Annotated in this window: 21 protein-coding genes and 1 tRNA gene; 19 read left to right on the forward strand and 3 right to left on the reverse strand. The window is 62.8% G+C overall.

Annotation, left to right across the window (positions count from 1 at the left end; translation table 11 throughout):
• The first annotated feature begins 11 nt into the window (after positions 1-11).
• From AB6724_RS17640 to AB6724_RS17730, 19 genes are all read left to right on the forward strand, one after another.
• Positions 12-272: an acyl carrier protein gene (locus tag AB6724_RS17640; protein ID WP_369339836.1), complete on the forward strand. Its 261-nt coding sequence runs from the start codon at positions 12-14 to the stop codon at positions 270-272.
• Positions 273-286: 14 nt separating this feature from the next.
• Complete coding sequence (locus AB6724_RS17645) at positions 287-868, forward strand: COG4648 family protein (protein ID WP_369339837.1); 582 nt, start codon at positions 287-289, stop codon at positions 866-868.
• A gap of 23 nt (positions 869-891) precedes the next feature.
• Complete coding sequence (locus AB6724_RS17650) at positions 892-2,607, forward strand: ApeI family dehydratase (protein WP_369339838.1); 1,716 nt, start codon at positions 892-894, stop codon at positions 2,605-2,607.
• Entirely contained in the window at positions 2,607-3,365 is a 759-nt protein-coding gene (locus tag AB6724_RS17655) for a glycosyltransferase family 2 protein (RefSeq protein ID WP_369339839.1), read from the forward strand. The genes AB6724_RS17650 and AB6724_RS17655 overlap by 1 nt, the downstream gene beginning before the upstream one ends.
• Positions 3,362-4,366 (forward strand): lysophospholipid acyltransferase family protein, encoded by a 1,005-nt coding sequence (locus AB6724_RS17660; RefSeq protein WP_369339840.1) that lies wholly within the window; start codon positions 3,362-3,364, stop codon positions 4,364-4,366. The genes AB6724_RS17655 and AB6724_RS17660 overlap by 4 nt, the downstream gene beginning before the upstream one ends.
• Before the next feature lie 23 nt (positions 4,367-4,389).
• The gene (locus AB6724_RS17665) at positions 4,390-5,940 is read left to right on the forward strand and encodes an HAL/PAL/TAL family ammonia-lyase (RefSeq protein ID WP_369339841.1); all 1,551 of its coding nucleotides are present in this window, start codon (positions 4,390-4,392) and stop codon (positions 5,938-5,940) included.
• Positions 5,930-6,370, forward strand: a complete 441-nt coding sequence (locus AB6724_RS17670; protein WP_369339842.1) for an acyl-CoA thioesterase — start codon at positions 5,930-5,932, stop codon at positions 6,368-6,370. Before AB6724_RS17665 ends, AB6724_RS17670 begins: the two co-directional genes overlap by 11 nt.
• Before the next feature lie 62 nt (positions 6,371-6,432).
• A complete protein-coding gene (locus AB6724_RS17675; RefSeq protein ID WP_369339843.1) occupies positions 6,433-7,059 on the forward strand; it encodes an outer membrane lipoprotein carrier protein LolA in 627 nt (208 codons plus the stop codon).
• Between the two features lie 9 nt (positions 7,060-7,068).
• Positions 7,069-9,438 carry an MMPL family transporter gene (locus AB6724_RS17680; RefSeq protein ID WP_369339844.1) on the forward strand — a complete coding sequence of 790 codons (2,370 nt, stop codon included), beginning with the start codon at positions 7,069-7,071 and terminating at the stop codon, positions 9,436-9,438.
• A gap of 44 nt (positions 9,439-9,482) precedes the next feature.
• Positions 9,483-10,739: an NAD(P)/FAD-dependent oxidoreductase gene (locus tag AB6724_RS17685; protein ID WP_369339845.1), complete on the forward strand. Its 1,257-nt coding sequence runs from the start codon at positions 9,483-9,485 to the stop codon at positions 10,737-10,739.
• An 11-nt stretch (positions 10,740-10,750) separates the two neighbouring features.
• The gene (locus AB6724_RS17690; protein ID WP_369339846.1) at positions 10,751-11,338 is read left to right on the forward strand and encodes a DUF3261 domain-containing protein; all 588 of its coding nucleotides are present in this window, start codon (positions 10,751-10,753) and stop codon (positions 11,336-11,338) included.
• On the forward strand, positions 11,335-12,528 hold the full coding sequence (locus tag AB6724_RS17695; protein WP_369339847.1) for a beta-ketoacyl-ACP synthase: 1,194 nt from the start codon (positions 11,335-11,337) through the stop codon (positions 12,526-12,528). Before AB6724_RS17690 ends, AB6724_RS17695 begins: the two co-directional genes overlap by 4 nt.
• Positions 12,529-12,540: 12 nt before the next feature.
• Positions 12,541-13,035: a hotdog family protein gene (locus AB6724_RS17700; RefSeq protein ID WP_369339848.1), complete on the forward strand. Its 495-nt coding sequence runs from the start codon at positions 12,541-12,543 to the stop codon at positions 13,033-13,035.
• Complete coding sequence (locus AB6724_RS17705; protein WP_369339849.1) at positions 13,028-13,771, forward strand: 3-ketoacyl-ACP reductase FabG2; 744 nt, start codon at positions 13,028-13,030, stop codon at positions 13,769-13,771. Before AB6724_RS17700 ends, AB6724_RS17705 begins: the two co-directional genes overlap by 8 nt.
• Complete coding sequence (locus AB6724_RS17710) at positions 13,768-15,012, forward strand: beta-ketoacyl-ACP synthase (protein WP_369339850.1); 1,245 nt, start codon at positions 13,768-13,770, stop codon at positions 15,010-15,012. Before AB6724_RS17705 ends, AB6724_RS17710 begins: the two co-directional genes overlap by 4 nt.
• A gap of 17 nt (positions 15,013-15,029) precedes the next feature.
• Complete coding sequence (locus AB6724_RS17715) at positions 15,030-15,425, forward strand: hypothetical protein (protein ID WP_369339851.1); 396 nt, start codon at positions 15,030-15,032, stop codon at positions 15,423-15,425.
• Positions 15,426-15,489: 64 nt separating this feature from the next.
• A complete protein-coding gene (locus AB6724_RS17720) occupies positions 15,490-15,924 on the forward strand; it encodes an excinuclease ATPase subunit (protein ID WP_369339852.1) in 435 nt (144 codons plus the stop codon).
• Positions 15,858-16,706, forward strand: a complete 849-nt coding sequence (locus AB6724_RS17725; protein ID WP_369339853.1) for a 4'-phosphopantetheinyl transferase family protein — start codon at positions 15,858-15,860, stop codon at positions 16,704-16,706. The genes AB6724_RS17720 and AB6724_RS17725 overlap by 67 nt, the downstream gene beginning before the upstream one ends.
• Positions 16,707-16,978: 272 nt before the next feature.
• Positions 16,979-17,197 (forward strand): DUF7661 family protein, encoded by a 219-nt coding sequence (locus AB6724_RS17730; protein ID WP_369339854.1) that lies wholly within the window; start codon positions 16,979-16,981, stop codon positions 17,195-17,197.
• 589 nt (positions 17,198-17,786) lie between these two features.
• Here AB6724_RS17730 and AB6724_RS17735 read toward each other — a convergent pair.
• The 3 genes from AB6724_RS17735 to pepN all read right to left on the reverse strand — a co-directional run bounded on the left by AB6724_RS17735 (position 17,787) and on the right by pepN (position 21,637).
• Positions 17,787-17,862: transfer RNA gene (locus tag AB6724_RS17735), tRNA-Thr, on the reverse strand.
• 12 nt (positions 17,863-17,874) lie between these two features.
• Complete coding sequence (locus AB6724_RS17740) at positions 17,875-18,897, reverse strand: class 1 fructose-bisphosphatase (protein ID WP_369339855.1); 1,023 nt, start codon at positions 18,895-18,897, stop codon at positions 17,875-17,877.
• 40 nt (positions 18,898-18,937) lie between these two features.
• A complete protein-coding gene (pepN, locus tag AB6724_RS17745; RefSeq protein ID WP_369339856.1) occupies positions 18,938-21,637 on the reverse strand; it encodes an aminopeptidase N in 2,700 nt (899 codons plus the stop codon).
• Positions 21,638-21,650 lie beyond the last annotated feature (13 nt).

Consider the following 21,650-nt stretch of genomic DNA (forward strand, 5'->3'; position numbering starts at 1 on the left):
CTGGAGCCCTCATGAACCAAGCCGCCATTTACGAACGCATTGTCCAGATCCTTCAGGACACTTTTGATATCGACGCTGCACGCATCACACCCGAAGCCCGTCTATATGAAGATCTGGACATCGACAGCATCGATGCCGTGGACCTGATCGTGCAGCTCAAGCCCCTGGTGGGCAAGCGTCTGAATGCCGAGGCATTCAAGTCGGTACGCACCATACAGGATGTGGTGGATGCCTTGCAGCGACTGGTCAGCGAAGACCTCGCCGTTCACTAAAGGAGCTCCTCATCATGCGCAAAGGCGCTGCCTGGGCCTTGCTGGTGTTGACGCTGCTTTACCCCTTGGGTGTGTATGCCGCGCTAGGCCGTCTGTCGGCCCACTGGCTGGCCACTGCACTGGTGCTGCTGGCCCTGGCGCGGGCATGGAGCAGCCGTCAGGGCTTTTGGGGGCTGGTGGCCGCAGGTGCGGCCGTGCTGGCGCTGGCGTCCTGGTGGCAGGGCGATGCCCGAGCTGTCAAGCTCTATCCGGTGTTGGTGAATACCGTGCTGCTGGTCGTGTTCGGCTGGAGCCTGCGGCGTCCACCTTCCGTGGTCGAACGCCTGGCAAGGCTGCAACAGTCGGATTTGCCGGCAGCGGCCGTGGCCTATACCGCCCGTGTCACGGCGCTATGGTGCGGATTTTTTGTGCTCAATGGCGCGGTAGCGGCCTATACGGCGCTCTACAGCAGTGATGCCACTTGGGCGCTGTACAACGGTTTGCTGGCCTATGTGGCCATGGGGCTGCTGATGGCGGGGGAGTGGCTGGTGCGCCGACGGGTGCAAGCCCGCCATCGTGCAAACATAGAAACAGAACAGAGGATGAAAGCCCAGTGAATCAAGGCCTGGCAAATCAAGCGTTGACGTTGGCCCAGGTGGCCTTGCCGCAGGCCCGGACGCCCACGCATGCCGTGGCCCGGTCTGCAGCCGGCATGTTCACGCATGAACAATGGGTACACGCGGTAAAGGCCTGGTGTGCTGCTTTGCAGCCGTTGCCGGGCCGCGATGTGGCCTTGCACATGGAGGGCACGCTGGATTTTGCTGCCGCCCTGTGGGGTGCATGGCATGCGGGTAAGACCCCGGTGCTGGTCAGCGACACCCAGGCCCAGACCCTGGCGCATCTGTTGCCGCAGGTGGAGGCTTGTGCGGGGCAATTGCCCGGTGCCATAGACGCTTGCCTTGACGCAGTCGCTGTGGATGCCGTGGCGCTGCAGCCACTGGATATGGCGCAGGCGAGGTTGGTACTGTTTACCTCGGGCTCTACGGGCATGCCGGAGCGAATTGAAAAAAAGCTCACGCAGCTGGATGCCGAAGTCCATGCGTTGCAAGCCGTTTTTGGTGCGGACCTGAACGCACCGGACATGCAGGTGCTGGCCACTGTATCCCACCACCATATTTACGGCTTGCTGTTCCGCATTCTGTGGCCGCTGTCGGCAGGGCGTTTGCTGGGCACGCAGTTTGCGTGCTATCCGGAAGAGTTGCTACAGCAGCTGCAGTCGGCCTGGCCCAGCATGCTGGTGTCCAGCCCGGCCATGCTGGGGCGCTTGCCGACCCAGTTGGATTGGGCGCCGGTCCGCGCATGTTTGCGCGGCGTGTTTTCCTCGGGCGGGCCGCTGGCGGCCCAAGCTTCGGAGCATGGCCGACAACTACTGGGCCATTCGCCCATCGAGGTGTTTGGCAGCTCGGAAACCGGCGGCATTGCCTGGCGGCGCCGTGCCGAGCAGGGCGATGTCTGGCAAAGCCTGCCTGGCGTGGCGCTGCGCATGGCAGATGGGGGGAGGCTGGCCGTGCGTTCGGCCCACCTGCCTGATCCGCAGGCCTGGTGGGAAACCGCCGACCGTGCCCAGCCCAGCGCCGATGGGCGCAGCTTTGTTTTGCAGGGCCGGGCCGACCGGGTGGTGAAGATTGCGGAAAAACGCGTGTCGCTGACAGGCATGGAGCAAGTCTTGCAAACCCATGCCTGGGTGCAGCTGGCCAAGGCCGTGGTATTGGAGCAGGGGGCGGAAGGCAGCGCTGCCATGGCCCGCGTGGGCATGGCGGTGGAACTGACCGAAGCCGGCTGGCAGGCCCTGCAGCAGCATGGCCGCCGCGTCATGGGTCTGGCCTTACGTCAATTGCTGGAAGATGTGGTGGAGCGGGTGGCCTTGCCGCGCAGTTGGCGCTATGTGGCGCGTATGCCCATGAATAGCCAGGGCAAGACCACGCAGCAAAGCCTGCAGACCTTGTTCAACCCGGTGGTGCCTGTGCCGCATTGGTTGGAGCGTTCGGAAAATCAGGCCAAGGCCCAGTTACAGGTGCAACCACAGCTGCGTGTGCTGGAGGGGCATTTCCCCGGCGCGGCCCTGGTACCCGGCGTGGCCCAGCTGCACTGGGCAGCCAGCTTAGGTCAGCAGGCCTTTGGTTTGGCCTTTGGTTTTGCCGATGCCCAGCTGCTCAAGTTTCAGCAGCCTATTGTGCCGGGCGATACCGTGGAGCTGCAGCTGTGCTGGCAGGCTGACAGCGGTTGTTTGCAGTTCAGCCTCAGTTCGGTGCGTGGTACCCATGCCAGCGGCCGCTTGCTTCAGTGGAGGGCCTGATGCAGGACTTTCTCCCCATTGCCGTGATTCCCGTCTACAACCACCCGGACACCGTGGGCCCTATGGTGGACGGCGTGCTGCAGTCAGGCCTGCCTTGTCTGCTGGTCGACGACGGCTCCGAGCCGCGCTGCGCCGCCGTGCTGGAGGCGCTGACAGCCCTTCATGAGCCCCAGGTGCAACTGCTGCGCCTGGCCCAGAATCTGGGCAAGGGGGGGGCCGTGATGGCCGGCCTGCGCCAGGCGCTGGCCCAGGGCTATAGCCATGCACTGCAGATCGATGCCGACGGCCAGCATGCCGTGGCCGATATTCCGGCTTTTGTGGACCAGGCCCGCCAGCACCCTCAGGCTATGGTGTGCGGTGCGCCGGTGTATGACGCCAGCGTGCCCAAGGGCCGCTTGTATGGGCGCTATCTCACCCATGTGTGGGTGTGGATCAATACCTTGTCGCTGGACATACGCGACGCCATGTGCGGCTACCGCGTCTACCCCTTGCCAGCTACCGTGGCCGTGCTGGACAGCGCCACCATCGGCAGGCGCATGGAGTTCGATATCGAGGTGCTGGTGCGCATGCACTGGCGTGGCCTGCGCTTTGTGACCCAGTCCACGGCGGTGACCTATCCCCAAGATGGACTGTCGCATTTCCAGGTCTGGCGCGACAACCTGCTGATCTCGGGCATGCATGCCCGCCTGTTCGGCGGCATGCTGCTACGCAGCCCGTGGTTGTTGGTGCGCAAGCTGATCGGAAGGCGCGCGGCATGAGTGCAGCACGCTCTCGCAACGGGCGGGGGACGCCATCGTCTAGCAGGAACGCAAGCACCCATTGGGCGCAGATCGGCGAAAGCACCTTTGTGGCTGGCGTGTGGCTGCTGTACCACTTGTACCGCATATTGGGGCGCTGGCCGTTCCTGCTATGCCTGTATCCGGTGGTGATGTATTACTGGTTGTCGCGTCCCTTGGCGCGCCATGCCTCGCTGCAGTATTTGCAGCGTCTGCAACGGGCCCATGGGCTGTGGCCACGCATGCCGGGTTGGCGGCAGAGTCAGAAGCACTTCCGCATGTTTGCACAGGTGATTTTGGACAAGTTGCTGGCACTGACGGGCAGCTACGGTGCGGAACGTGTGCGTCTTGAAGGTCACCAGCCTTTAGTGGAGCTGCTGGAGCGCGGGCAGGGGGCCGTCATTGTCACCGCGCACATCGGCTGTATAGAGCTGTGTCAGGAGCTTGCCAAGCAACGCCCCAATTTGCGACTGAATATCTTGGTGCATACCCGGCATGCCGAGCAATTCAACAGACTGCTGCAGCGCCTTGCACCCAACAGCGGCGTTTGTCTGCTGCAAGTGTCCGACTTCAGCGCGGCAACGGCCATGCTACTTGCCGAGCGAGTGGCGCGAGGCGAATTCATCGCCATCGCCGGTGACCGTGTGCCCGTGCATGACAGCAAGACCACGCAAGCCCAGTTCCTGGGCCATAAAGCTCTTTTCCCCTGTGGACCTTATGTACTGGCCGCGCTGCTCAAATGCCCGCTGTACTTCATGGGCTGCGTGCACGAAGGTCTGGGCTATGCCGTGAAGTTTGTACTCATTGCCACCCAGGTCGAACTGCCGCGTGCGCGGCGCAACGAGGCCCTAGTCCACTACGCCCAGCAGTATGCGATGCAGCTGGAATGTTTGTTGTGCAAAGCGCCCTATGACTGGTTCAACTTTTTCCCGTTCTGGGAGCAGGGTGCGTTGGCCGCCACGGCTTCCCCATCCGCTCCTTGACCGGTTTGTCTTGAGTGCCCCATATGACCCAGAATGTTCGCCCTGTGCTCATCTTTTTTGATGGCACCCCCTTGCAGATCGAGCAGATCACTGCCATTGCCTACCAACAGGCGCAAGCTGCGCTGTCGTCGCAGCCGGAGTTTCGTGCTCGAATCCAGAAAGGTGCTGATTTTCTGGACCGCCTGTTGGCCGAGGACGGCGTGGTGTACGGCGTAACCACGGGCTATGGCGATTCGTGCACGGTGGAAATTCCGCCCGCGCTGGTGCCCGAGCTGCCCCACCACCTGTATGCCTACCACGGCTGCGGCGCAGGACGCTATCTGACACCGGTGGAAACACGTGCCGTGCTGGCCTGCCGCTTGGCGTCGTTGGCGCAAGGCCTGTCCGGCGTGAGCTGGGCGCTGCTGCAGCAACTGGAACACCTGCTGCAACATGACATCCTGCCGCTGATCCCGGCCGAAGGCTCGGTGGGCGCCAGCGGTGATCTGACACCGCTGTCGTATGTGGCGGCCGTTTTGTGCGGCGAGCGTGAGGTGCTCTACAAAAATGAACGTATGCCCGCAGCCGAGGCCCTGCGCCTGACCGGCACTACGCCATTGAAGCTGCGCCCCAAGGAAGGCCTGGCGCTGATGAACGGCACGGCCGTGATGACGGCGCTGGCCTGCCTGGCCTGGCTGCGAGCCCAGTATGTGGGGCAACTGGCCTGCCGCATCACCGCGGCCAATGTGGTGGGGATTGCGGGCAACGCCCACCACTTTGATGAAACCCTGTTTGCGGCCAAACCCCACCCTGGCCAGCAGCGCGTGGCAGCACGCATCCGCTCCGACCTGGTGGCCGAAGCACCGCTGCGCAACTCGCATCGCCTGCAAGACCGTTATTCGCTGCGCTGTGCCCCGCATGTCATCGGTGTGCTGGAAGATGCGCTGCCCTTTATGCGTCAGCTGGTGGAAGGCGAGCTGAACTCTGCCAACGACAACCCGCTGATCGATCCTGAGCAGGAGCGTGTGCTGCATGGCGGCCATTTCTACGGTGGCCATATCGCTTTCGCCATGGACGGGTTGAAGAACGCCGTGGCCAATGTGGCCGATCTGTTGGATCGCCAGCTGGCCCAGTTGGTGGACACGCGCTACAACCAGGGCCTGCCGTCCAATCTGTCGGCGGCCCAGGGCGAGCGCCGTGCCATCAACCATGGGTTGAAGGCGGTGCAGATCAGCGCCTCGGCCTGGACGGCCGAGGCGCTCAAGCTCACCATGCCGGCTTCTGTGTTCTCTCGTTCCACCGAATGCCATAACCAGGACAAGGTCAGCATGGGCACGATCGCGGCTCGCGATGCGCTGCGCGTGCTGGAGCTGACAGAGCAGGTGGTGGCCGCCATGCTGATTGCTGCGCGCCAAGCCGTGGTGCTGCGCCAGCGTGTGCAGGCCGATGTGCCGGTGGGCGACGCTATGCGTGCCTGGGTGGCCGACTTGGCCGCCCGCGTGCCGCTGGTGGAGGAAGATCGTGCGCTGGACCAGGACCTGCAACGGCTGCTGGCCGATATCCGCGACCGTGCCTGGAGCATGTATGCCCACTGAACCAGAAATCGCTTCGCGTGAGCGGCTGAGCTGCGAGATCGAGGTCACACCGGCGTTTTACGACATCGATGTGATGGAGATCGTCTACCACGGCAACTATGTGCGCTACCTGGAGCTGGCCCGTAGCGAGCTGCTGGCCCGGTTTGACTACGACTACCCGCGCATGCGCGATTCCGGCTATGGCTGGCCGGTGGTGGACATGCGCCTCAAATACGTGCGCCCGGCCGTGTTCGGCCAGAAGCTGCGCATCAGGGCCACCATCACCGAATGGGAAAACCGCTTGCGTATCGACTACGAAATCCGCGACGCGGCCACGGGGCAGAAGGTGAACACGGCCCACACCATCCAGGTGGCCGTGGACATGGCCAAGCGTGAAATGTGCTTTGTCTGCCCGCCGGTGCTGTGGGAGCGACTGGGAGTGCAGCCGTGATATGCCAGTCTCTATGCCAAGGTCTAGGTTCATGGCTGCGCGGTTCCGCCGTGGCGGCGTATATGGCTTTCGGCCTTGTAGTGCCCATCAGTGCAGTACAAGCGGCTGCAAAAACCGAAGCGCCCAAGGCCGATACCGCCCAGGTCTTGCTGGCCCAGGTGCGTCAGCGGGTGCAGGATGCGCCAGTGGTGCGCGGCCAGTTTACCCAGCGCAAGACGGTGCAAGGTTTCAAGCAGCCGCTGCAATCCTCTGGCGATTTTGTGGTGGCGCGCGGCAAAGGCATTGCCTGGCAGATACGCCAACCCTTTGCCTCTACCTTGATCGTCAAGCCCGACAGCCTGATGTCGCGCGGGGCTGATGGCAGCGTGGCCATGCAGATGAAGGCCCAGGACGAGCCCGTGCTGCGCACCATCAACGCCATGCTGTTTGCCGTGATGGCTGCTGACCTGGTGCAGCTGGATCAGTATTTCGAGGTCAGCGGCCAGGTACGAGGTTCCAGTTGGAAGCTGCATCTGGTGCCGCGTGACGCCCTGCTGGCTCAGTGGCTACAGGCAGTGGACCTGAGCGGTCAGCAGTTTGTGCAGGAAGTGCAGTTGCAGGAAGCACGCGGTGATCGCAGTCAGATCTTCATTGAGAATCCGGCTGCGGAGCAAGCACTGCGCACGCAAGATACTTCGCTTTTTGAGTAAGTCGCCTAGATGAGTTCCTCGCATTCTGCTACTGCGCTAGGCCCTGGCCGGCTGTGGCGTGCGGCCGCGCTGCTCTGGCTGCTGCTGGCATTGGCTGTGGCTGGTCACCAGTGGCGTTTTTGGCAAGACAGCCGCATAGACACCGATGTACTGGCTCTGCTGCCGCTGAACGAGCAGGCGCCGGATGTGGCGCAGGCCACGCAGCAACTGTCCGAACAGCTGTCGCGCCAGGTGGTGGTGCTCTTGGGCACGGCGCAGTGGTCCGACAGCCGACAGGCAGCGCAGCGCTTTCGCGCCAGCCTGGTCGCACAGCAAGCGCTTTTGCGTGAGGAGCCGCTGGCGCGGCAGACGGCCATGCAGTCGGCGCTGGATTTCTACCAGCCCTGGCGCCAAGGCTTGCTCACTCCGCAGCAGCGTGCACACCTGCAGCAGCCACGCGAGGTCCTGGTGCAGCAGGCCTTGCAGGACCTGTACCAGCCTGGTATGCAGGCCCGCCTGACGGACTGGGTCAGCGATCCCTTGGGTCTTTGGACTCAGTGGTGGGCGGCCCGTGCCGCGCAAAGTCAGGCTCGCCCGCGCGATGGCGAGCTGTGGGTGGCGGCCGAGGGGCAGCAATGGGTGTTGCTGCAGTACGGCCTGACCGGCTCGGCCTTCAGGCTGTCGGGCGAGCCGGTGTTGCAGGAAGCGCTGCAAGAAGCCCTGGCACAGGTGCGCCAGCAATGGCCCGATGCCCAGCTACTGGTGGCTGGCGTGCCTTTGCATGCCGAAGCCGCTGCCACGCAAGCCCATGGCGAGATCAACACCATAGGCTGGGGTTCGCTGGCGGGAGTGCTGCTGCTGGCCTGGCTGGCCTTTCGTTCCCTGCGGCCGGTGGCGTTGGTGGCGTTGTCGCTGCTGGTGGGCACAGCCGTAGCACTGTCGGTGACGGCCTTGTTTTTTGACAAGGTGCATTTGCTGACCCTGGTGTTTGGTGCCAGCCTAGTGGGCGTGGCCGAGGACTATGGCATTCACTATTTCGCGGCTCGCCAGGGCGAGCCGCAGCGCACACCACATGCCTTGATGCGGGCGCTGCAGCCCGCGCTGTGGCTGGCCCTGGGCACCAGCGTGATCGCCTATATGGCGCTGGGTGCCGCGGCCTTTCCCGGCCTGCGGCAGATGGCCTTGTTTTCCGTGGTGGGCTTGGCGGCCGCCATGGTCACGGTGGTGTGCTGGTTCCCCTGGCTGGATCGCAACGAGGTGCCGCAAAGCCGGCTGGCCTGGCGCATAGGGCAGACGCTCAATGCCTGGCCGCGCTGGCGGCATGCGGCCCGAGGCTCGGTTGTGCTGTGCGCGCTGATGCTGACCGGTCTGTGGTTGGGCGGTGGAGTGCGCATCCAGGACGATGTGCGCCAGCTGCAAAACGGCGATCCAACTTTGGTGGCACAGCAGCGGCGGGTCAGCGAAATGCTTGGCTTGCCCAGCCCGGCGCAGTTCTACCTGATTCAGGGGCACGATGCAGAACAGGTGCTCCAGCGGGAAGAGGCTCTCAAGCAGCGACTGGATGCTCTGGTGCAACAGCATCAGCTGGCAGGCTATGCCGCTGTTTCGGACTGGGTGCCTTCGGCACAGCAGCAGGCCCAGGACGCAGCGCTGGTGCGCGGGGTACAGACCGATGTGCTGCAAGGCATCAGCCAGCAATTGGGCGAAGCCTTTGCGGCGCCTCAGGCGGTGGCCGGCCCAGCACTCACCGTTCAGGACTGGCTGAACCAGCCCATTGCTGCCGCGGCCAGGCAGCTGTGGCTGGGTGAGCGCGATGGGGCCGTGCGCAGCATGCTGATGCTGCGCGGCGTGCAAGGCCTGGCCGCGCTGCCGCGGCTGGAAACCGCTGCACAAGGTCTGGAAGGGGTGAGCTGGGTGGACAAGCCTGCTGAAATCTCGGGCCTGCTGCAGGGCTACCGCGTCTCCATGACGGAGTTGCTGCTACTGGGCCATGGCCTGGTGCTGGGTGCGCTGTGGCTGCACTTTGGCCGCAAGGCCTGGCGTGCTTGGTTGCCCACGGTGCTGGCCAGCCTGGCCGTGGTGGTGGTGATGGCCGTATGGGGCCAACCCTGGCAGCTGTTCAATGTGCTGGCGCTGATGCTGCTGCTGGGGGTGGGCATTGACTATGGGATTTTTCTGCAGGAGCACGAGGATGATCCGCATGCTTGGCTGGCCGTGGTGATCGGTGCGGGCAGCACCTGGTTGTCTTTTGGCCTGCTGGGCCTGTCCAGCACACCGGCGCTGCGGGCGTTTGGTGTGACGCTGATGTTGGGCCTGCCCCTGGTGCTGGTGCTGGCACCGCTGTTCCGGGCTGGGACGCGGCGATTGCTTGATCAAGAACAACAAAGCCGAGAAGGGTGAGGGCAGGCCTTCGGGTACAACCCCAGCCACAAAGGAGTGAGGAAATGCAACGCATAGAAAAGACCGAAATTTTGATCATGGGCGCTGGCCCTTCGGGATCGGTGGCAGCAGGCCTGCTGCGCAAACAGGGGCGCCAGGTACTGATTGTGGAAAAAGAAATCTTTCCACGGTTTTCAATCGGTGAAAGCCTGCTGCCGCAAAGCATGGAGTACATAGAGCAGGCCGGCATGCTGCAGGATGTGGTGGAAGCCGGCTTCCAATACAAAAACGGCGCGGCCTTTGCCAAGGGTGCACTGCGTACGGCCTTTGATTTTCGCGACAAGTTCTCGCCCGGCTGGGGTACCACTTACCAGGTGCAGCGCGCCAATTTCGACAAGGTGCTGGCCGATGCGGCCGAGAAGGCTGGCACGGAAATCCGCTACCGTCATACCGTGGTGGCGGTGGATGTGTCGGGAGCCCAGCCCCGGGTCACCGTGCGCTCGCCTGAGGGCGAGGAATATGTGGTGCAAGCCCGTTTTCTGCTGGATGCCAGTGGCTTTGCCCGCATTCTGCCGCGCATGCTGGACCTTGAGCGCCCCTCGGACTTCCCGGTACGTGGCGCGCTGTTCACCCATATCGAAGACCGCATCGTGGCTCAAGACATGGACCGTAGCAAGATCCTGATCTCGGTGCATCCCGAATACCAAGACGTGTGGTTCTGGACGATTCCGTTCTCCAACGGCCGTTGCTCGCAGGGCGTGGTGGCCACACCGGAGTTTCTGGCGCGCTACCAGGGAACGGAAGTGGAACGCCTGCAGGCCATCATTGCCGAAGCTCCCAGCCTGTCGCAGGTGCTGCGCCATGCCCAGTGGGACACGCCGGGCCGCTCCATCACCGGCTATTCGGCCAATGTGACTTCGCTGTGGGGCAGTGGCTATGCCCTGCTGGGCAATGCCGGCGAGTTCCTGGACCCTGTGTTCTCCAGCGGTGTGACCATTGCCTTCAAGTCCGCCAGCCTGGCGGCCGCATGCATTGCCCGCATGTGGCAGGGCGAGGCCGTGGACTGGCAGGCCGATTACGCCGTACCGCTACAGGCCGGCGTCAACACCTTCCGCGCTTTTGTGCAGGGCTGGTATGACGGCGGCTTCCAGGACGTGATCTTCCATGAGTCGCACGCGCCGGAGATTCGCCGCATGATTGCGTCCATCTTGGCGGGCTATGCCTGGGATGCGAACAATCCCTATGTGGCCGAGCCCCAGCGTCGCCTGCGTGTGCTGCGTGAGCTGTGCCAGCCGGCACAGCTCCAGGCAGAAGCTGCATGATGCGAGCGTCCATGGCTTGGCAAGCTGCGTGTGCCCTGGTGACCATTTTTGTGGTGGGCTGTGCCAATGGCCCAGCCGTGCCCCAGGTGGTCCATAACCCGGCGCCGTTACGGCTGACATTGGCGCTGGCACCGCAAGCGTTGGGTTGCAGCGTGGCCGTGCAACAGCAGCTGATGGTGCATGCACCGGGCCAGCCTACCCAGGCCCTGGATGCCCTGCTGGAGGTGGATGTGCACAGCGTGCGCCTGGCATTGTTCCATCTAGGGCAGCACATGGGCACGCTGGTCTGGGACGGTCGGCAACTGCAGACGCAGCTGTCGGCCTGGTGGCCGACACAGCTGCCACCGGCACAGGTGCTAAGCGATATGCAGTTGGCGCTGTGGCCGGCGTCTGCGGTGGCACAGGCCTTGCCTGCGGACTGGACATTGCAGGAGCAGGCACAGCAACGGCGTCTGGCCTTTCAGGGACAGGAGCGGGTGGCGATACAGGCTGCAGGCACGCAGGCGTTTGATATTCGCTATGCCTCCGTGGATTGGCAGCTGCATGTGGCCTCGCTAGGTGGCATGTGGCCTTGCACGGCTGCGCAGGAGGCTCCATGAACGGCGCCGTGTTTGTACCGGCTATGGCCGCCTGCAGCGCGCTGGGCGACGATGCCGCCAGCCTGCGCGCGGGCCTGTGGGCGCAACAACTGCCAGAGAGCCTGCAGATCACCGAGCGTTATTCCCCGGGCCGTCCGTTGCCGCTGGGCTGTTTGCCCGCCCATATTGTCTTGCCGACGCTGGACTTTGCCCCGCTGCCGCAGCGCTCGCGCAACAACGCCCTGGCCTGGCATACGGTGCAGAAACTGCGAATCGATATAGACCAGGCGGCGGCCCGCTGGGGCGCGCACCGCGTGGCCGTGGTGGTGGGCACCAGCACGGCCGGCGTGCAAGAAGGCGAGCGGGCGGCGGCACAGTGGCGCGGCTCGCGAAACTTTCCCCAGGGCTTTGATTACGCCGTGCAGGAAATGGGCAATGTGGCGGCTTTCCTTGCCCAGCAGCTGGGCTTGCAAGGGCCGGCACACACGATTTCCACGGCCTGCTCGTCTGGCGCAAAGGCGCTGGCTTCGGCCGCGCGTTGGCTGCGTGCCGGGCTGGTGGATGCCGTGGTGGCAGGGGGCGTGGATGCACTGTGCACCTTCACGGTGGCGGGATTCAGCGCGCTGGAAGCGGTGTCCGATGCCCGTTGCAATCCGCTGTCTGCCCAGCGCCGGGGCATCAACCTGGGCGAGGGCGCGGCCTTTTTTGTGCTGGCACGCGAGGCAGCTGCCGTGCGTCTGGCAGGCTGGGGGGAAACGCAGGATGCACACCATATGTCTGCCCCGGACCCCATGGGGCAGGGCGCGGCCATGGCCATGCAGCAGGCGCTGCAGCGTGCCGGAATGCAACCCCAGCAGGTGGATTATGTCAATCTGCACGGCACGGCCACTCAGCATAACGACGCTATGGAAAGCCTGGCGGTAGCTCAGGTGTTGGGCCGCGAAACAGCGGTGAGTTCTACCAAGCCTTTGACCGGCCACACATTGGCCGCGGCCGGAGCGCTGGAAGCCGCCATGGCTTGGCGGCTGCTGCAGGACAACCCCCGAGGTCTGTTGCCTGTGCATTGGTCGGATGGGGTGGCCGACCCGCTGTTGCCTGCGTTGCGCCTGGTGCAACCTGGCATGGCGCTCGGGCGGCCACTGCGTGCCGTGTTGAGCAACTCCTTCGCTTTTGGCGGCAGCAACTGTGCGCTGTTGTTGGCTTCGGCTTGAGGCGGGATGGATATGACTGTGTTTTTACCGATTGAGAACTATGTACCCCACCGCGGCGTAATGCTGCTGCTGGATCGGCTGCTGCAGGCCGATAGAGAAAGCGCGCAAGCCCAGGTGACAGTGCCGCGCGACGGCCTGTTTCTGCAGGACGCGGGCATGCCCGCCTGGGTGGGGCTGGAATACATGGCCCAGACCGTGGCGGCCTGGGCCGGCTGGCAGGCCGTGCAGGCCCAGCAGCCCGTCAAGCTGGGTTTTTTGCTGGGCACGCGCAAATACCAGGCTCATTGCAGTCACTTTGCGCCGGGCTCTGTGGTACGTGTTGCGGTGCGCAGCGAACTGGTGGGCGACAACGGCCTGGGCATGTTTGCTTGCGAGATCGTGCAGGACGCCCCGGATGGCCAGCGCTGCATGTTGGCACAAGCGCGTATTTCGGTGTACGAGCCGGTGGATGGAAGCGCATATATTCACGCGCTAGAGAAACAGGGAGTGAGTGAGCGATATGAATAGGGCCCCCCAAACAGCCACTGTGCTGGTGACTGGCTCCAGCCGGGGCATTGGCCGCGCCATTGCCCTGCGCCTGGCGCGCGATGGTTTTGACATCGTGGTGCATGGCCGCAGCGCTGGTGCACCAGCCCAGCAAACGGCAGAGGCCATACGCGCGTTGGGCCGCGAGGCTCGCGTACTGCAGTTCGATGTGGCGGACCGCGCTGCCTGCGCCCAGGCGTTGGAGGCCGATATGGCCGAGCACGGCGCTTATTACGGCGTGGTGTGCAATGCTGGTATTGCCCGGGACAACGCCTTTCCCGCGATGACGGGCGAGGAATGGGATGCCGTGGTGCACACCAATCTGGATGCCTTCTACAACGTGCTGCATCCCATCGTCATGCCCATGGTGCGCCGGCGTCAGCCGGGGCGCATTGTCACGCTGGCCTCGGTGTCGGCGCTGATGGGCAACCGAGGGCAGACCAATTACAGCGCGGCCAAGGCCGGTGTGGTGGCAGCCACCAAATCGCTGGCCATCGAATTGGCCAAGCGGGACATCACCGTCAACTGCGTGGCGCCGGGGCTGATCGATACCGAAATGGTCAGCGAAGAGGTGCTGGAGCATGCGCTGGCGCTGATTCCCATGCGCCGCATGGGAACGGTGGATGAAGTCGCAGGCGTGGTGGCGTTTTTGATGGGGAAAGAAGCCTCCTATATCACGCGCCAGGTCATCTCTGTCAACGGAGGCATGCTCGGATGAGTGCAGCCAACAAGCGGCGTGTGGTAGTTACGGGCATGGGGGCGCTGAGTCCACTAGGCCATGATTGGGCAACGGTGCGTGAGCGATTGCGCGAGGGGCACACGGCCATCCGTGTGATGGAGGAGTGGAAGGACTATGAAGGCCTGAGCACCCAGCTGGGCAGCACGGTGCCACCCTTTGAGCTGCCGGCGCATTACAACCGCAAGACCATGCGCAGCATGGGCCGGGTGGCGCTGATGGCCACCCGTGCCAGCGAGCTGGCGTTGGAAGATGCCGGCCTGCTGGGCGATCCCTTCGTGAAAAGCGGGCAGATGGGGGTTTCCTTCGGTTCGTCCGCTGGCACACCGGCCGCCATCGGCGACTTCGGCCGCATGATGGCCGAGAAAAGCACCGAGGGCATCAACGCGAACACCTATATCAAGATGATGTCGCACACGGCGGCGGTGAACATCGGCGTGTTTTTCGGCACCACGGGGCGCATCATCACCACCTCCAGCGCCTGCACTTCGGGCAGTCAGGGGCTGGGCTATGCCTTCGAGGCCATACAGAGCGGCAAGCAACTGGCCATGCTGGCTGGTGGCGCCGAGGAGCTGGATGCCACGCAGGCCGCGGTGTTCGATACCTTGTTTGCTACCAGCGTGAAAAACGAGACACCCGAACTTACGCCGCGCCCCTTTGATGCGCAGCGCGACGGTCTGGTGCTGGGCGAGGGTGCTTGCACCTTTGTGCTGGAAGAGTTGGGGCATGCCCGTGCCCGTGGGGCGCGCATCTACGCCGAGTTGATCGGCTTTGCTAGCAATTCCGATGGCACACATGTGACCCACCCCAACCCTGCAACCATGGCCCAGGCCATGCGCATGGCGCTGGACGATGCCGGCCTGGCGCCCGAGGCCGTGGGCTATATCAACGCCCATGGCACGGCCACGGACCAGGGCGATATCGCAGAGTCGCAGGCTACACACCAGTTGTTTGGCCAGCAGGTGCCCATCAGCACGCTCAAAGGTTATATGGGCCATACATTGGGCGCTTGTGGAGCGCTGGAAGCCTGGATGTCCATTGAGATGATGCGTGAGGGCTGGTTTGCAGCCAATGCCAACCTGAGCCAACCCGATCCTCGCTGTGCCGCACTGGATTACATCATGGACGGCCCGCGTGCGCTGCAGACCGATGTGATCATGAGCAATAACTTTGCGTTTGGCGGAATCAATACCTCATTGATTTTCCGACGCTGGAACGATTAACAACCAAGAGAGGAAGTATGCAAGCAGTACGCAAAGTCGCCCTGGGAATCACCATGGCCTTGGTTATGGGCAGTGCCATGGCGCGCAATACAGAAATCTATGAGCCGTCGCAGATCATGTGGGCCACGGGGGCGGCATCCACACAGCAGCAACTGCGTGATCGCATCGTGGCGGCCAGCCAGCCGCTGGGCTGGGCGGTAGCAAAGGAAGAACCAGGCCGTCTGGAGCTGCACTACAACAAGCAAGGCAAGCACCAGGTCACGATCGCTGTGCAATACGACGATGCTGGCTATCAAATCGCTTATCTGAACAGCGTGAATCTCGACTATGAAGATGCCAATGGCGTGCGTAGGATTCACCCGAACTACAACCGTTGGATTCGCAACCTGATAAAGCAAATCGGTACCGCATAAGCGGCACAAACTGCGTTTTTCGTTGTTTGACTATTTGCCGTCTGACATAAGAGAAGGAGAAATTATGAAAAAAACAGCAATGTGCGTGCTGGCGCTGGCCGCTGCCAGCCTGGCACAGGCGCGCGATGACGTGGTGATGTTGCCGTTGGCCGATGTGGTGCAGATGGGCATGAGCCAAGGAAAACTTGACGGCAGCGTGAAATTTTATCTGTCTGGTGCGGCAACGCCCAAGGCCAGTGCCATGCTGGGGGATGATGTCTCGAACAAAAAAACCAATGGTGTCGGCAAGGATGACGCCACGGCTTGCAACTGGGTTGCGCTGTCGGCCTTGATTGCGTTTGAAGCCTCAGCCAAGCAAAGAGGTGCCAACGCTGTGATCAACCTGCACAGCTTCTACAAGAAAAATCCGCACAAGGATTCGGTGAACTTTGAATGCCATGCCGGCAACATCATGGCGGGCGTGGCACTCAAAGGAACCTATGCCCGCGTAGCCGAGTGAGTGTGACGGTTCCCTGGGGTCTGTTGTTGACCACGCAGGAGACTATTGCCGCGCAAGCGCAAGAATCCTTTCCGAGATGGTTGAGCGATTCGGAGCGGCGGAGACTGGCGGGACTGCATACACCCGCCCGCCAGTCTTTGTTTGTGAGCTGCCGTTATGCATTGCGCCTGCTACTGGCACAAGAAAAGGCGACAGTTTCAGAGTGGAGCTTGGGGAGTGCGGCCGAGCGAGCGCCCTGGGTTGAACGATGTAGTGTGGCGGAGGAGGCTCGCGCGGCCTTGCTGCCAAGACTGTCGCTATCCCACAGTGGGACATGGCTCGCATGTGCCAAGGCACCGATACCAGTTGGGGTCGATCTTGAGATACAAGCATGCTCACGCAAGCGTGATGTACCGGCACTTGCTGCCTTGGTTTGTGCACCAGCCGAGCAAGAGTGGCTGTTGGCGCAACCTGCTGATGTTCAACAGCAGTGCTTCTTGCAGCTGTGGTGTTTGAAAGAGGCCTACTTCAAGTGCCTGGGCACAGGAGTGGATTTTGAGAAAATTCGCCAATTGACATGGCACTATGGCACCTCGCGCACCGAACCTCGTGCCGCGTGTGATGAGAAAGTGGCACTCACCGCCTATGGACGCCTGTGGCAGGCGTATACGGGAACGGGAGAGTATCTGTGCCTGGCGCTGTGTGCATTGGAGCCTTTGCCAGAGCTCATGCCTAGGCAGGCCATGGTTGCTCCTGAACTGAAATGGCTCGGGGATGCGGAGTGGCGTTTGTATGTTGCATAGATGCAGTCCAAACAGGTCGCTTTCAGGCGTGCGTGGCGGCTGGCATATATGTCGGTTGAACCGCTACCAGCCTCCTGATTTCCACTCGGGCGGGCGAATGGTGCTTTTCTGATCTAGCCCAGCTGGGCCTGGATCGCGAGTGTTGGTTCTCGCGCCACCTGTCTTTTGCTTCTGCCGACAGATCACAGGAGGACTGTTCACCCTTCTGGGCTGATGTGATTGAGGGAGGCACAGGTGGCGGCTAGGATGCAATGCTCAGTAGTGGAGCAAGCATGGAAAAATACCGGTTCAATGTGTTTGGCGACATCCTGGCCATCGAGCGCATCAATGCTGAATGGCGCTGCTATTCCGTAGGGGCAGATGGCAAGCGCGGCCCTGTGGACTTGGCTATTCCGTCCGAAGTCACATATGACGAACTGCCTCAATATCTCTACGATATCTATCACGAGAGCGCCGCCTCGTCAGATAGCGACATCTTTGAGATCACCTGATCCTCTCTGAATCACACCAGCTGCTTGCTAAAGACCCGAGGTGCTGGCCCGATCACTTGGCCCCATCGCGTCTGCAACTCCTTCTGCGCTCCTCTAGGAGCTAACCCCGCCTTTGCTTTCTGTCGGCTTCGGTATCGAGTCGCTGGGCCTTGGGTGTTTCGCGGTTTGTTGTTGCGATGGGTGAATTGTTGGCTTGAGAAAACTGCGTATCAATACGCTTAAGCTGGCAAAACGGTAGCTTGAGCAAATTTTCATGACGGTTAGCTACCGTTTGGATCCTGACCTCTATCAGGCCTTGGTTCGACAGCATGTCGAGGCGCGGAGTCTGGCAGCTCAGTGAAGCGGTCCAAGGTGAAGATGCAAAAATGCCCGCGCTGGGCGAGCTGTCTCCGTTTGCTGGCAGGCCTCACAGTGAGACTATGAGTGCATCAACGCACTTGAAGGAGAGCGGCGATGTCCTCGGTTATGTCCCAGTTTTGGGTTCTGCAGCTGGTCATACTGCTGGTGGCCTGGGCGGTCTATCTGGCCATCGAGTATGGGGTGTGAAAAAGCCCGCTATTTTTTAGATAGCGGGCTTTTTTTATTTGCTTGGTGCCGGAGACATGAATCGAACACGCGACCTTCTCATTACGAATGAGCTGCTCTACCGACTGAGCTACACCGGCGACAAGAAGAGATTATAGCGCGTTTTTATCGGCTTCAAGATGGTAGCCGGTCACGCGTTCCACTTCGTTCTTGGAGCCCAGGATCACGCTGACACGCTCGTGCAGCTGCGTGGGCTGGATTTCCATGATGCGCTGGCGGCCGTTGGTGGCCATGCCGCCGGCTTGCTCGATCAGCCAGGACATGGGGTTGGCTTCGTACATCAGGCGCAGCTTGCCGGCCTTCTGGGGTTCGCGCTTGTCCCAGGGGTACATGAAGATGCCGCCGCGGCACAGGATGCGGTGCACATCGGCGACCATGGCCGCGACCCAGCGCATATTGAAGTTCTTGCCGCGTGGGCCTTCCACGCCGGCCAGGCATTCGTCCACATAGCGCTTCACGGGAGCATCCCAGTGGCGCATATTGGACATATTGATCGCGAACTCCTTGGTGTCCTCGGGGATCTTGACGTTCTCCTCGATGAGCACGAAAGAGCCTTGCTCGCGGTCCAGCGTGAACATGGACACGCCGTCGCCCACGGTCAGCACCAGCGTGGTCTGAGGGCCGTAGATGCAGTAGCCGGCCGCCACCTGCTGGGTGCCGGGCTGCATGAAGTCGCTGTCGTGCACGCCGGGGTGGCCTTCGGGCTTCTTGAGCACGCTGAAGATGGTGCCGATGGACATGTTGATGTCGATGTTGGACGAGCCGTCTAGGGGGTCGAACATCAGCAGGTATTCGCCCTGGGGGTAGCGGTTGGGCACCACATAGATGCCTTCCATTTCCTCGGAAGCCATGGCCGCTAGGTGGCCGCCCCATTCATTGGCTTCGATCAGGGTCTCGTTGGCGATGATGTCCAGCTTCTTCTGCACTTCGCCCTGCACGTTCTCGCTGCCGGCCGTGCCCATCACGTCGCCGAGTTCGCCCTTGTTCACTGCAAAGCTGATGCGCTTGCAGGCGCGGGCCACCACTTCCAGCAGCAGGCGCAGCTGGCCGGGGATCAGGCCGTCCACGCGTTGCTGCTCGACCAGATAGCGGGTCAGGCTGATGTTTTTCTTCATAGTGTCAACTCCTTGAAATTCGGTTCGGGGCTCAGGCCGCTCAGTCGGCCAGCGCGCGCGTCACGACTTCGCGCACATCGTTGGACAGATCGGGCTTGGCGGCCACGCGCGCAATCGCTTCGCGGGCGGCCGTGCGGTAGGGCTCGGCCAGCTTCTTCCAGCGGTCCAGTACCCGGGCCAGGCGGGCCGCGACCTGGGGGTTGAAGCCGTCGATCTCGATCACGCGCTCGCTCCAGAACACATAGCCGGCCGCATCGGTGCGGTGGAAGGCACCGGGGTTGCTGCAGTAGCTGAAGATCAGGCTGCGCGCGCGGTTGGGGTTCTTGATCTGGAAGTCCGGGTGCTTCATCAGCGCCTTTACCGCGGGCAGCACATTGCCGCTGCGATCGCCGGCGCCGCCTTGCAGGGCGAACCACTTGTCCAGCACCAGCGCATCGTGCTGGAACATGGCGTGGAAGCGCTTGAGCGCCTGCTCTGTCAGCGGGCTGGCGCTGTAGATCAGCGCCGAGAGCGCGGCCGTGCGGTCCGTCATATTGCCGGCGTCCTTGCAGCGCTGATAGGCCTTGCCGGGCCAGACCGTGTCGCCGGTATTGACGGCATTCAGGCACAGCATGGACAGGGCGCGGCCGGCCAGTGCGCGGCGGCCGGCGCTCACATGGTCGGGCTGGTAGGCGCCGGTGTCGCGGTGGGCTTCCCAGGTGGCTTCCCAGTCGGCCTGCAGCGCGATGGCCAGCTGCAGCTGCATGGCTTCGCGCACGGCATGCACGCGCTGCGGATCGACCTCGGCCAGCTGTTCGGCGATATAGCTCTCGGACGGCAGCGTGAGCACCAAGTCCTTGAAGGACGGGTCCAGCCTGTCGTCGCGCAGCACGCTGCGCATGGCTTGCACAAAGCTGGCAGGCAGCAGGTCGGCGTCGGATGCTCCTGCATTAATAGCGTTGAGCGCAATGCGCAGGCCCAGGCGCTGGCTGGCTTCCCATTGGTTGAACGGGTCGCTGTCGTGGGCCAGCAGCGTGAGCAGGTCGGCGTCGCTGAAATCATGCTCCAGCACCACGGGAGCGCTAAAAGCCCGCAGCAGCGAGGGCACGGGCGCCTCGGGCACATTGGTGAAGACAAAGCTCTGCTCGGCCTCGGTCACCACCAGCATGCGGCTGTTGGCTACTTGGCCGGCATCTTCGCCCTGCAGCTGCAGGGCGATTTCCTGGCCGCCGGCCGTGAGCAGGCCCATCTGCACGGGAATCACGAAGGGTAGCTTCTCGCTCTGGCCCGCGGTGGGCGCGCAGCTTTGCGCCAGCGTCAGCGTGTAGGTCTGGGCGGCCGCATCGTACCGGCCCGTGGCCTTGAGATGCGGCGTGCCGGCCTGGCTGTACCAGCGGCGGAACTGCTGCAGATGCTGGGCCAGGGGCGAGCCGGGATTGGCATCGGCAATGGCCTGCGAGAAATCGTCGCAGGTCACGGCCTGGCCGTCATGACGCTCGAAGTACAGCTTCATGCCCTTGGCAAAGCCTTCGCGGCCGACCAAGTTGTGCTGCATGCGCACGACCTCTGCGCCTTTTTCGTAGATCGTGACCGTATAGAAGTTGTTGATCTCGATATAGCTGTCGGGGCGCACGGGGTGGGCCATGGGGCCTGCGTCCTCGGGGAACTGCACGGTACGCAGCACGCGCACGTCGTCAATGCGCTTGACGGCGCGTGCCGAAGCCGTGCCCGCCATGTCCATCGAGAACTCCTGATCGCGGAAGACGGTCAGGCCTTCCTTGAGCGAGAGCTGGAACCAGTCGCGGCAGGTGACGCGGTCGCCGGTCCAGTTGTGGAAGTACTCGTGGCCGACCACGGACTCGATATTGGCGTAGTCGGTGTCGGTGGCCGTGGCCTGGCTGGCCAGAACATACTTGGTGTTGAAGATGTTCAGGCCCTTGTTTTCCATGGCGCCCATGTTGAAGTCGCTGGTGGCGACAATCATGAAGCGGTCCAGGTCCAGGCTCAGGCCGAAGCGCGCCTCGTCCCAGGCGATGGAGTGCATCAGCGAGTTCATCGCGTGCTCGGTCTTCTCCAGGTCGCCGGGGCGCACGAACACCTGCAGCAGGTGGTTTTTGCCCGCGCGGCTCTTGATCTTCTGCTCGCGTGCGACCAGCTTGCCGGCCACCAGGGCGAACAGATAGCTGGGTTTTTTGTGCGGGTCGACCCACTTGGCGAAGTGACGGCCGTCTTCGAGCTCGCCCGATTCCACCAGGTTGCCGTTGGACAGCAGCACCGGATACTGGGTCTTGCTGGCGCGCAGGGTCACGGTGTACATGGCCATGACGTCGGGGCGGTCCAGGAAGTAGGTGATACGGCGGAAGCCCTCGGCCTCGCACTGCGTGAAGAACGTGTCCTCGCTCACATATAGGCCCATGAGCTTGGTGTTCTTGGCGGGCGCGCAGGTGGTGAAGATCTCCAGCTCCACGGGCTCATGGCCTTCGGGCAGGTTCTCCAGCACCAGCTGGTCGCCGTCCATCTTGAACGAGGTGCCCGCGCCGTTGACCAGCACGCGCGCCAGGTTGAGCTCGTCGCCGTCCAGGCGCAGCGGCTGGGCCGGCACCTCGGGGTTGCGGCGCACGCGCATCTTGTTGAGCACGCGGGTCTTGGCGGGGTCCAGGTCAAAAGTCAGGTCCACGGTATCGATCCACCAAGCCGGAGCCTGGTAATCGGCACGATGGATGGCGGTGGCAGGAGCTTGCCCGTCACGCAGTTGCAGCATATCGATTCCTTTC

The organism is Comamonas guangdongensis, from assembly GCF_041079535.1.
Classification (GTDB): Bacteria; Pseudomonadota; Gammaproteobacteria; order Burkholderiales; family Burkholderiaceae_C; genus Comamonas; species Comamonas guangdongensis.